This is a genomic window from Streptomyces aurantiacus, assembly GCF_001418335.1.
Lineage (GTDB): Bacteria > Actinomycetota > Actinomycetes > Streptomycetales > Streptomycetaceae > Streptomyces > Streptomyces aurantiacus.
Map to the genome: position 1 here is coordinate 1 of NZ_LIPP01000172.1, position 11473 is coordinate 11473.

At 69.8% G+C, this 11473-nt stretch carries 11 protein-coding genes and 1 riboswitch; of the genes, 5 read left to right on the forward strand and 6 right to left on the reverse strand.

The features are described 5' to 3' along the window. From AOK01_RS22875 to AOK01_RS22885, 3 genes are all read left to right on the forward strand, one after another. Positions 1-656 (forward strand): MurR/RpiR family transcriptional regulator (locus AOK01_RS22875; RefSeq protein WP_055514657.1); only part of this gene is annotated, 656 nt, incomplete at its 5' end. 54 nt (positions 657-710) lie between these two features. Further along, positions 711-1709, forward strand: coding sequence for an N-acetylmuramic acid 6-phosphate etherase (gene murQ / locus AOK01_RS22880; protein WP_079103675.1), 999 nt, complete (start codon positions 711-713; stop codon positions 1707-1709). 258 nt (positions 1710-1967) lie between these two features. After that, complete coding sequence (locus AOK01_RS22885) at positions 1968-2555, forward strand: hypothetical protein (RefSeq protein WP_055514659.1); 588 nt, start codon at positions 1968-1970, stop codon at positions 2553-2555. A 14-nt stretch (positions 2556-2569) separates the two neighbouring features. Here AOK01_RS22885 and AOK01_RS22890 read toward each other — a convergent pair whose 3' ends face one another. Next, positions 2570-3154 carry a TetR/AcrR family transcriptional regulator gene (locus AOK01_RS22890; RefSeq protein ID WP_055514661.1) on the reverse strand — a complete coding sequence of 195 codons (585 nt, stop codon included), beginning with the start codon at positions 3152-3154 and terminating at the stop codon, positions 2570-2572. Between the two features lie 107 nt (positions 3155-3261). Between AOK01_RS22890 and AOK01_RS22895 the strand changes: the two genes are divergently transcribed. Continuing rightward, on the forward strand, positions 3262-4224 hold the full coding sequence (locus AOK01_RS22895) for an NmrA family NAD(P)-binding protein (protein ID WP_055514664.1): 963 nt from the start codon (positions 3262-3264) through the stop codon (positions 4222-4224). 113 nt (positions 4225-4337) lie between these two features. Here AOK01_RS22895 and AOK01_RS22900 read toward each other — a convergent pair whose 3' ends face one another. The 5 genes from AOK01_RS22900 to thrC form a co-directional block, all read right to left on the reverse strand. Next, positions 4338-5462 carry an NADH:flavin oxidoreductase gene (locus tag AOK01_RS22900; RefSeq protein WP_055514666.1) on the reverse strand — a complete coding sequence of 375 codons (1125 nt, stop codon included), beginning with the start codon at positions 5460-5462 and terminating at the stop codon, positions 4338-4340. A 242-nt stretch (positions 5463-5704) separates the two neighbouring features. After that, positions 5705-7333: a chaperonin GroEL gene (gene groL, locus AOK01_RS22905; protein ID WP_055514668.1), complete on the reverse strand. Its 1629-nt coding sequence runs from the start codon at positions 7331-7333 to the stop codon at positions 5705-5707. Positions 7334-7658: 325 nt separating this feature from the next. Then, positions 7659-7865: a cold-shock protein gene (locus AOK01_RS22910; protein ID WP_007493268.1), complete on the reverse strand. Its 207-nt coding sequence runs from the start codon at positions 7863-7865 to the stop codon at positions 7659-7661. 460 nt (positions 7866-8325) lie between these two features. Next, positions 8326-8601: a MoaD/ThiS family protein gene (locus AOK01_RS22915; RefSeq protein ID WP_055514669.1), complete on the reverse strand. Its 276-nt coding sequence runs from the start codon at positions 8599-8601 to the stop codon at positions 8326-8328. 60 nt (positions 8602-8661) lie between these two features. Next, positions 8662-9981, reverse strand: coding sequence for a threonine synthase (gene thrC, locus AOK01_RS22920; RefSeq protein ID WP_055514671.1), 1320 nt, complete (start codon positions 9979-9981; stop codon positions 8662-8664). A 15-nt stretch (positions 9982-9996) separates the two neighbouring features. Next, a riboswitch (SAM riboswitch) is annotated at positions 9997-10154 on the reverse strand. Positions 10155-10368: 214 nt separating this feature from the next. Between thrC and AOK01_RS22925 the strand changes: the two genes are divergently transcribed. Next, the gene (locus AOK01_RS22925) at positions 10369-11352 is read left to right on the forward strand and encodes a glucosyl-3-phosphoglycerate synthase (RefSeq protein ID WP_055514674.1); all 984 of its coding nucleotides are present in this window, start codon (positions 10369-10371) and stop codon (positions 11350-11352) included. The last annotated feature ends 121 nt before the right edge of the window (positions 11353-11473 follow it).

Below are 11473 nucleotides of genomic sequence, written 5' to 3' on the forward strand. Positions count from 1 at the left end.
CCGGCCTCGCCGCCCAGCAGCAGTCGGGCCGGGCACCCGCCGTGACGGCCGACATCGCGGTCGACGACCCGATCGCGGACGTGGTCGCCAAGCTCGCGTACGACGAACAGCAGACGCTCGCCGACACCGCCGCCGCCCTGGACACGGTGCAGCTGGGCGCCGCGGTGGGGGCGCTCGCGGCGGCCCGCCGCATCGACGTGTACGGCGTCGGGGCGTCCGGCCTCGTCGCCCAGGACCTCGTACAGAAGTTGCTGCGCATCGGGCTGATAGCCCACGCTCACAACGATCCCCACCTCGCCGTGACCAACGCCGTGCAGCTGCGGACCAAGGACGTGGCGATCGCGATCACGCACTCCGGGGCGACCGGGGACGTCATCGAGCCGTTGCGGGTCGCGTTCGAGCACGGGGCCACGACGATCGCGATCACGGGCCGGCCGGGCGGCCCCGTCACGCAGTACGCGGATCACATCCTCACGACGTCCACGGCCCGGGAGAGCGAGTTGCGGCCTGCGGCGATGTCCTCGCGGACGAGTCAGCTGCTGGTCGTGGACTGCCTGTTCGTGGGGGTCGCGCAGCGGACGTACGAGACGGCGGCGCCGGCGCTGTCGGCGTCGTACGAGGCATTGGCGCACCGGCACCGCAGCACACCCCGGTAGACGAAGTAGCACGCCCAGTACCAGACCGCCCAGCACGAGAAAGAGCCACCGCACATGCCTTCCAGCGCCGACGCCACCGACGCCTCCAACGCACCCACCGAACCCACCGAACCCACCGAACCCTCCACGTACCGTGATCTGCGGGACGAGTTGGAGAGTCTGACCACCGAGGCGTTCCGTCCGGAGCACTCCGACATCGACCGGCTGTCCACGCTGGACATCGCGAAGACCATGAACGGCGAGGACGCCACCGTGCCGGCCGCCGTCGCCGCGCAGCTGCCGGCCATCGCGGCCGCGATCGACGCCATCGCGGAGCGGATGGGACGGGGCGGCCGGCTCGTCTACGCCGGCGCGGGCACCGCCGGGCGGCTCGGCGTGCTGGACGCGTCGGAGTGCCCGCCGACGTTCAACACGGACCCGGCCGAGGTCGTCGGGCTGATCGCGGGTGGTCCCGGCGCGATGACGACGTCGGTCGAGGGGGCGGAGGACTCCGCGGAACTGGCCGTCGAGGACCTGTCCGCGCTGCACCTCACGGCGGACGACGCGGTCGTCGGCGTCTCCGCGTCGGGCCGCACCCCGTACGCGATCGGAGCGGTCGAGCACGCCCGTGCGCTCGGCGCTCTCACGGTCGGCCTGTCCTGCAACGCGGACAGCGCGCTGGCGGCCGCGGCGGAGCACGGCATCGAGGTCGTGGTGGGCCCCGAGCTGCTCACGGGTTCCACCCGCCTCAAGGCGGGCACCGCACAGAAGCTCGTCCTCAACATGCTGTCGACGATCACGATGATCCGCCTGGGCAAGACGTACGGGAACCTGATGGTCGACGTACGGGCGTCGAACGAGAAGCTGCGGGCCCGCTCGCGCCGTATCGTCTCGCTCGCCACCGGCGCCTCCGACGAAGAGATCGAGGCGGCACTGGCCGCGACGGACGGCGAGGTGAAGAACGCGATCCTCACGATCCTCGGCGACGTGGACGGCCCCACAGCCGCCCACCTCCTGACCCAGTCCGCCGGCCACCTACGCGCGGCGCTGGCAACAACACCCCACACGCCGTAACCGGTCGCCCTGTCTGGGGGCGCGGGGAACGGCGCAGGTCTTTTGCCTTTTAGGGCCGCGGGGAACGGCGCAGTCTTTCGTCTCCAGGGGCGCGGGGAACGGCGCAATCTTTTAGGGGCGCGGGGAACTGCGCGACCAGCCCCCACCCGCCCGCAGCCGACGAACCACCCAGCCGGAGGCGAAGGCGGCGGCGGCCCTCCGCAAACTGTCAGTGGGACATGCAAGGCTGGAACACCCAAGGGAAGGGACGCCAAGACCGTGAACCACGCACAACTGACCGCTCTGGGCAGAGCCCTCCGCGTGCTCGGCGAACACGGAGACGCGCTGTCCACCGAGATCCCGGACAGCAAGCTGCACGAGGTGAAGGCCGACCTGAAGCGGGCCCTCGACCTCCTGGAGGAGACCGTCACCACGGCGGCGCCCACCACCCGCTGCCCGGAGCACCCCACAGGACCGGTCGACAAGGACGCCCCCGACCTGTGCCTGCTCTGCGAGACCCGCCGCCGCGTGGCCCGCCGCTCGAAGGTCAACGACTCCTTCCCGCAGGGCCGCCCGACCGCTCCGGGCGAGAGCGCCGACCGCGGCATGACCCGTTACGGCGTCAGGGGTGACCGGCCCCAGCCCCAGCAGCGCTGGCTCCCCGAGATGTGGACCGGCCAGGTCTGGCAGCTCTGCGGCACGCCGCGCCGCGACAAGCAGGAGGCCGAGCTGTATCTCACCGCCCAGCGCCGGGGCCCGCGCCCGAGCATGGCCTACCGCCTGGTCCACGAGTTCACCGACTACGAGGTGGTACGGATCTGGGGCACCCCGGTGAAGATCGACATCGAGCCGATGGGGAACCTCTAGGTCCGGACAAGGGCCTAGCCGACCCCCTGGGCCCCGCGCAGAGGGCTCAGCCCCACCACGGCCAGCCGGAACAGCCGGTCCGCTTCGGTGGCAGGGTCGCGGTGGTGCTCCGTGGCCAGGACGACGCCGACGGCGAGCCTGATCAGGTCGGCGACCGTGACGCCCGCCGTCACCGCGTCGTCCCGCACGGCGCGGTCGAGCAGCGGGCCGCCCGCCTGTTCCAGCGACGCCGAGCAGGAGTTCTCGTACATCGGGTCGAGCTCGTACCCGTCGTAGGTCAGCGCGGCGGCCAGCCCCCGGGCGGAGACGCAGTAGGCGACGACGTCGCTCAGCCACTCCAGCAACGCGTCCCTGCTGTCGCCCTCGCCGGTCAGCTCACGGGCGCGCAGGCTCAGCGCCTCGATCCGCTTCCGCGACACCGCCTCCAGCAGCGCGCGCCGCGTGGGGAAGTGCCGGCGAACGGTAGCTGACCCGACCCCCGCGGTGCGGGCGATCTGTTCCAGAGACGCGTCGGCCCCCTGCGCGGCGACCGCTTCCTCAGCGACCGTAAGAATGCGCGCGTAGTTGCGCCGCGCGTCTGCGCGCTGATGGTCGGGCATCGGCTTCACCTCACGTCTTTGCCAAATGGCGGGCCCCGCCATATGTTAGCCGAGAGGAAACGGCGGGCCCCGCCGTTTTGCCGTAAGCACCTCAGAGGAGCACCCGCATGCCCACAGACTCCGCCTCCGCCCCCGAGCCTGCCTCCGACTCAGCCGCCCCCGTCCTGGTCACCGGCGCCACCGGCAAACAGGGCGGCGCCACCGCTCGGGCCCTGCTCGCGGCGGGCGTTCCCGTTCGAGCCCTGGTGCGCGACCCGGCCACCGACCGGGCCAGGGCCGTCGAGGCGCTCGGCGCGCAGCTGGTCACCGGCGATCTCCACGACCGCGACTCCGTGGCGCGGGCCTCGGAAGGCGCCCGCGCGGTCTTCTCCGTGCAGATGCCCGCATTCACCGGGGCCGGCTTCGACTACCCGGGGGAGATCACTCAGGCCGTCAACCTCATCGAGGGCGCCAAGGCCGCCGGGGTGCCGCAGTTCGTGCACACCTCCGTCAGCGGCGCCGGGCAGCACACCGAGGCCCCCGGCTGGGCCGAGGGCCGCTGGGCGTCGATGGAGCCGCCGCTGGGGACGAAGAGCGCGATCCAGGACCGGGTCCGCGAGGCCGGCTTCCCTCACTGGACCATCATCAAGCCGGGCTTCTTCATGGAGAACTTCCTGCCGTCCATGGCGTTCCTGTTCCCGCGCGGCATCGAGGGCGGCATCGTGAGCGTCCTCAAGCCCACGACCTACCTGTCCCTCGCCGCGGTCGACGACATCGGCACGGCGGCGGCAGCGGCCATCGCCGCGCCGGAGCGGTTCGACCGCGTCGAGCTGGAACTGGCGAGTGAACACCTGCCGATGACCCGGATCGCCGAGATCCTCTCGCGGACTCTGGGCAGGCACCTGCCCGCGCCGGACATGACGGAGGAGGAGGCCCTCGCCGCGGGCATGCCGGCGATGGGCACCACGCACGAGTGGATGAACGCGAACGGCCAGCCCGGCCGCCCCGAGTACGCCAGGGACTTCGGCCTCCCCCTGACCTCGTTCGAGGAGTGGACCAAGAAATACCTGCGCCCCACCGCCTCCTTCTAACCCGTCCGGCGTCTGAGGACGAGGCCGTTCAGGCCGACAGCGGGGGTCCGGGGGCGGCAGCCCCCAGGAGCAGACCGGGCTCAGCGGCTGAGCGGGCTCAGGATCAGGTGGACTCAGCTCAGCGAGCGCAGCGCCCCCGCGTCGAACGCGGCCAGCTCGCCGAAGCGCCCGTCGAGCACCTTCGCGGCCCACCGCGGGTCCTGGAGCAGCGCACGGCCGACCGCGATCAGGTCGAACTCCTCGTTCTCCAGGCGGTCGAGCAGGTCGTCGATGCCCTTGACCGGGGCGCCCTCACCCCGGAACCCCTTCAGGAAGTCGCCGTCGAGGCCGACCGAGCCGACGGTGATGGTGGGCTTTCCGGTGAGCTTCTTCGTCCAGCCCGCCAGGTTCAGGTCGGAGCCGTCGAACTCCGGCAGCCAGTAACGGCGCGTCGACGCGTGGAAGGCGTCCACCCCGGCCGCGGCGAGCGGCGCCAGCAGGGCCTCAAGCCCGGCCGGGGTCTCCGTCAGGCGCGCCTTGTAGTTGTCCGGCTTCCACTGCGAGTACCGGAAGATGACGGGGAAGGCCGGCGAGACGGCCGCCCGCACCGCGGCCACGACCTCCGCGGCGAACTTCGTACGGGCGACGAGGTCACCCCCGTACGCGTCCGTGCGGCGGTTCGTGCCCGCCCACAGGAACTGGTCGATCAGGTAGCCGTGCGCGCCGTGCACCTCGACCCCGTCGAAACCGATGCGCTCGGCGGCGGCAGCGGCCTCCGCGAAGGCCCGGACGACATCGTCCAGGTCGGCCCGGGTCATCTCCTTGCCCTGGCCGGCGGTGCCGTCGAGGCGCAGGCCTGACGGGCCGACCGCGGGCGCCTCCGGGAACGGCGGCTCCCCGGCGGACCGCACCATGCCGATGTGCCACAGCTGCGGCACGATCGTCCCGCCCGCCGCGTGCACGGCCTCGGCGACCTTCGCCCAGCCCGCCAGCTGCTCCTCCCCGTGGAAGCGCGGGACCCGGTCGCTCCCTCCGGCCGACTCGTGGCCCACGTACGTGCCCTCGGTGACGATCAGGCCGACACCGGCGGCGGCACGGCGCGCGTAGTACGACGCCACGTCCTCCCCCGGAATCCCGCCCGGCGAGAACTGCCGGGTCATCGGCGCCATCGCGATCCGGTTCGGCACGGTCAGCCCGTTGAGGGAGACGGGCCGGGAAAGAATCTCGGCCGCGCGGGAGGCGGAGGTGGCGACAGTCACGTGGGGGCTCCTCGTGGGGGACGGAGAACATACGCCGCATGCGCATCCCAGTGGGTATGTGCATGCGCATGGAAATGCTTCTCGGGTGAACCATCCCGGCGGCCGGGCCATTCCACCGCCCCGCCGCGCGCCACTGTGACCCCGGACACGCCAGAGGGCGGCACCCCTGGATGGGGTACCGCCCTCTGGTTCGTGTGCTGTGTTCGCGTGCTGCGGCGAACCAGGAACTACCGAGCCGGGGCTCAGAAGTCCATGTCACCGCCCGGCATGCCGCCGCCGGCGCCGGCCGCGGCCGAAGCCTTCTCCGGCTTGTCGGCGATGACGGCCTCGGTGGTGAGGAACAGCGCGGCGATGGAGGCGGCGTTCTGCAGAGCGGAACGCGTCACCTTCGCCGGGTCGATGATGCCTTCGGCGATCATGTCCACGTACTCACCGGTCGCGGCGTTCAGACCGTGACCGACGGGCAGGTTGCGGACCTTCTCGACGATGACGCCACCCTCCAGACCACCGTTGACGGCGATCTGCTTGAGCGGGGCCTCCAGGGCGAGCTTCACGGCGTTGGCGCCGGTCGCCTCGTCACCCGTCAGTTCGAGCTTCTCGAAGACCGAGGAAGCCTGGAGCAGAGCCACGCCACCACCGGCGACGATGCCCTCCTCGACGGCCGCCTTCGCGTTGCGAACGGCGTCCTCGATGCGGTGCTTGCGCTCCTTGAGCTCGACCTCGGTGGCGGCACCGGCCTTGATGACGGCCACGCCGCCGGCCAGCTTCGCCAGGCGCTCCTGGAGCTTCTCGCGGTCGTAGTCCGAGTCGGAGTTCTCGATCTCGGCACGGATCTGGTTGACGCGACCGGCAACCTGGTCCGCCGAGCCCGAGCCGTCGACGATCGTCGTCTCGTCCTTGGTGATGACGACCTTGCGGGCACGGCCCAGCAGGTCGAGACCCGCGTTCTCCAGCTTGAGGCCGACCTCCTCGGAGATGACCTCGCCGCCCGTGAGGATGGCGATGTCGCCGAGCATGGCCTTGCGGCGGTCACCGAAGCCCGGAGCCTTGACGGCGACGGACTTGAAGGTGCCACGGATCTTGTTGACGACCAGCGTCGACAGAGCCTCGCCCTCGACGTCCTCGGCGATGATCAGCAGCGGCTTGCCGCCCTGCATGACCTTCTCCAGGAGCGGGAGCAGGTCCTTGACGTTGGCGATCTTCGAGTTGGCGATCAGGATGTACGGGTCGTCGAGGACGGCCTCCATACGCTCCATGTCGGTGGCGAAGTACGCCGAGATGTAGCCCTTGTCGAAGCGCATACCCTCGGTGAGCTCAAGCTCCAGACCGAAGGTCTGGGACTCCTCGACGGTGATGACGCCTTCCTTGCCGACCTTGTCCATCGCCTCGGCGATGAGCTCGCCGATCTGGGTGTCGGCGGCGGAGATGGAGGCCGTGGAAGCGATCTGCTCCTTGGTCTCGACATCCTTGGCCTGCTCAAGGAGGGCACCGGAGACGGCCTCGACGGCCTTCTCGATACCGCGCTTGAGAGCCATCGGGTTGGCACCTGCGGCCACGTTGCGCAGGCCCTCGCGGACCAGCGCCTGGGCGAGCACGGTCGCCGTGGTCGTTCCGTCGCCTGCGACGTCGTCCGTCTTCTTGGCGACTTCCTTGACCAGCTCGGCGCCGATCTTCTCGTACGGGTCTTCGAGCTCGATCTCCTTGGCGATGGAAACACCATCGTTGGTGATCGTGGGGGCGCCCCACTTCTTCTCTAGGACGACGTTGCGACCCTTGGGACCGAGGGTGACCTTTACGGCGTCGGCGAGCTGGTTCATCCCGCGCTCGAGACCGCGCCGTGCCTCCTCGTCGAACGCGATGATCTTGGCCATGTGAAGTGGTCCTCCCGGACTGGGGTGGAATCTCCAGGACCGCGACTGCGCCCGCGACGGACGGCCTGCCGACCTCGTGGTTCCTTGCCCCACCCGGCCTGCGGGCCTCACTGACCCGGTCCTCGTTGTCACTCTCACCTGCAGAGTGCTAACGCCAATGATTAGCACTCGACCCATGCGAGTGCAAGCGCCTCTCGATGATCCGCAGGTGGGAGCGGGTGAGGGCAGTGGACGGTCGGTGACCCCGGACGAGCCGAAGGGCCCGCACCCATGGGGTACGAGCCCTTCGAAAGAAGAACGTCGCTGCAGTAAGTCGGCGCGTGCTTCAGCCGGTCGCCAGCCGGACCATGTCCGCCTGCGGCCCCTTCTGGCCTTGCGAGATCTCAAAATCGACCCGCTGACCCTCTTCCAGGGTGCGGTAGCCGTCCATCTGAATCGCGCTGTAGTGGACGAAAACATCCGCACCACCGTCGACCGCGATGAAGCCGTACCCCTTCTCCGCGTTGAACCATTTGACGGTGCCCTGAGCCATGCCAAACTCCCCTATTACTGGCCCTTGCACAGACCCGCACTTCGCGGATCCGGGTCAGACCTCACCCCCCAACGGTTGGGGGTGTGCGCCGGAACGCGTCGACCGCGGCTGAATGTATCCGTCCAACTGCCGTCTGCAACAGGTCAATCCGACGAGAATTCCGGGCACGACCGATCGGGAATATGTGAAGAATTCCTGAAGATTCAGGGCAAGTCGGGCCCTATAAATGCCATAAACGGCTCAAAAAGGCCGGGCACTTTGGCTACTTCTTGTCGGACCTCGGGCGCGAACTCATATGCGTCACGCGGGCGAAGCCGAGCAGCTTCCCCAACTGTACCGCGCTCAACCATAAGAATTGCCCCCTCCGCTTCTCTCACGGAGGGGGCAATTCGATGAACTCTGCGTGTTCGCCAATACCCAGGGTAATGACCAGCCGTCGCAGCGGGCGCCGACAGGGCGCTCAGCCTCCGGCGACCGCCGGGATGATCGAGACGCCGGCGCCGTCCGGCGTCGCCGTCTCAAGGCCCTGCTCGAAACGGACGTCGTCGTCGTTCACGTACACGTTGACGAACCGTCGCAGCTTCCCCTGGTCGTCCAGGACGCGGGCCGCGATACCGGTGTGGTTCTTCTCCAGGTCGGTGATGACCTCGGCGAGGGTCGCGCCCTCGGCGGCCACTTCGGCCTTGCCGCCCGTGTAGGTACGCAGAATGGTGGGGATGCGGACGTTGACGCTCATGGGACCTCCGTCGGGTATGGGTATGGCTGACTGTCCGGCCGGCCAGCCGGACAACGGCGACTACTGGCCGAGCCCCGCCTCGCGGAACGAGTCGAGGCTGGGACGGATGGTCGCGGTGAGCCCCGTGTCGGAAGCCACCGCGTCCAGGGTCTTCAGACCGTCACCGGTGTTGAGGACGACCGTCGTCAGGTGGGGGTCGAGCAGCCCGTTCTCGATCAGCTTCTTCGCCACCCCCACCGTCACGCCACCGGCGGTCTCCGCGAAGATCCCCTCGGTCCGCGCCAGCAGCTTGATCGCGTCGACCACCTGCTCGTCGTTCACGTCCTCCACGGCCCCGCCCGTCCGCCGGGCGATGTCGAGTACGTAGGGGCCGTCCGCCGGGTTCCCGATGGCGAGCGACTTGGCGATCGTGTTCGGCTTCTGCGGCCGTACGACGTCGTGCCCGGCCTTGTAGGCGACGGACACCGGCGAGCAGCCCTCGGCCTGGGCGCCGAAGATCTTGTACGGCCTGTCCTCGACGAGGCCGAGCGCGATCAGTTCCTTCAGGCCCTTGTCGATCTTCGTGAGCTGGGAGCCGGAGGCGATCGGCACGACCAGCTGGTCCGGCAGCTGCCAGCCGAGCTGCTCGCAGATCTCGTACGCGAGGGTCTTGGAGCCCTCCGCGTAGTACGGCCGCAGGTTGACGTTGACGAAGCCCCAGCCCTCGCCGGCCGGGTCGCCGATCAGCTCGGAGCAGAAGCGGTTCACGTCGTCGTAGTTGCCCTCGATGCCGACGAGCTCGCCGCCGTACACCGCGGCCATGACGACCTTGCCCTGCTCCAGGTCGTGCGGGATGAACACACAGGAACGCAGACCGGCCCGGGCGGCGGCGGCGCCCACCGCGCCCGCGAGGTTGCCGGTGGAGGAGCAGGAGAGCGTGGTGAAGCCGAAGGCACGCGCGGCCTCCAGGGCCTGGGCGACGACGCGGTCCTTGAAGGAGTGCGTCGGGTTGCCGGAGTCGTCCTTGACGAAGAGCTTGCCGGCGTCGACGCCCAGCTCGCGCGCCAGGTTGTCGGCCTTGACGAGCTTGGTCCAGCCGGGGTTGATGTTCGGCTTGCCCGCCACGTCCGCGGGGACGGGCAGCAGCGGCGCGTAACGCCAGATGTTCGCGGGGCCCGACTCGATCCGCTTGCGGAGCTCCTCGGTGTCGTAGCCCGAGAAGTCGTAGGCGATCTCCAGCGGGCCGAAGCACTCCTCGCAGGCGAAGACCGGACCGAGCGGGACGCGGTGGCCGCACTCGCGGCAGGAGAGCGCGGCGGCCGGACCGAGGTCGACGGAGTCCGCGGCGGGATTCGCGGTGGGGGTGGAGTTCGTGGTGCTTGCAACTGTCTGCGCAGCCATGGAGGCGAGGCCCTTTCCTCATCTTCCTCACGACGCACTTCGCCATGAGACGGATTTGGCACCTTCCCGAGCCGGGAGCCTCGCCACACTGATCAACGACGATCAGGACGAGACCGGCTGGAGGGTTGCCGGGGCTTCAACGGGCCGTATCCCTCTGCCCCTCTGGATGAGCGGTATTCAGTTGTGGTCGGGACGGTGACTCTGGTCGTGATTTTAGTTGTACACGCAACGACCCCCGACATGCGATGGTCATCAGCGTTGTTCAAGACTGTAACCGAAGGCCTGGATGGTGGAGAGAGCCGTCCGAACCGCGAGATGCCGGCGATACACCACCGCTGCCGCGGCGACGGGCACAAGCATCCCGATGAACGCAAGGGAGAGCCGCACGTGCTGGAAGACGTCGAGCGCTGGCTGAGCACGCGCTCCTGGTCCGTGGAGGACCGCCCGCTCAAGAAGATCGTCGCCGCGAAGCGGTCCACCGGCTCCACGGTGAGCGTCGTACTGCCCGCGCTCAACGAGGAGGCGACGGTCGGCGAGATAGTCGCCGTGATCCGCCGTGAGCTGATGACCGCGAAGGTGCCGCTCGTCGACGAGATCGTGGTGATCGACTCGGGTTCGACGGACCGCACCTCCGAGGTCGCCGCCGCCGCGGGCGCCCGTGTCGTGCACCGGGACGAGATCCTGCCCCGCGTCCCGGCCGTCCCCGGCAAGGGCGAGGTGCTCTGGCGCTCGCTGCTGGTCACCCGCGGGGACATCGTGGCCTTCGTCGACGCCGACCTGAAGGAGTTCTCGGCGGACTTCGTCTCCGGGATCGTCGGCCCGCTGCTCACCGAACCGGGCGTGGACCTCGTCAAGGCGATGTACGACCGCCCGCTCGCCGGGTCCGACGGGTCCGCCGCCGGGTCCGCCGCCGGAGGCTCCGCGGGTCAGGGTGGCCGGGTCACGGAGCTGATGGCACGCCCGCTGCTCAACATGCACTGGCCGCGGCTGGCCGGCTTCGTCCAGCCGCTGGGCGGGGAGTACGCGGCCCGCCGCTCCCTCCTCGAACGGCTCCCGTTCCCCGTCGGCTACGGCGTGGAGCTGGGCATGCTGGTGGACGCCCTGCACCTGGTCGGCCTCGACGCCCTCGCGCAGGTCGACGTCGGCGTGCGCAAGCACCGCCACCAGGACAGCCAGGCGCTCGGCCGCATGTCCGCGGCGATCTACCGCACGGCCCAGTTGCGGCTGGCCCGCGGCCACATGATCCGGCCGTCGCTGACCCAGTTCGTGCGCGGGGAGGCAGGCTTCGAGCCGCGTACGCACTCGGTGGACACGGAGGAGCGGCCGCCGATGGTGGAGATCGAGGAGTACGTGGAACGCAAGGCGGCGTAGCCGCTCCGCGGGGCCGCGCGTTTGAGGTGCCTGGCGGGAAGCGCCGTTGTTGTCTGCGGGTCGTGGGGGCTGGTCGCGCAGTTCCCCGCGCCCCTGAAGGGCGCCCTTCAGGGGCGCGGGG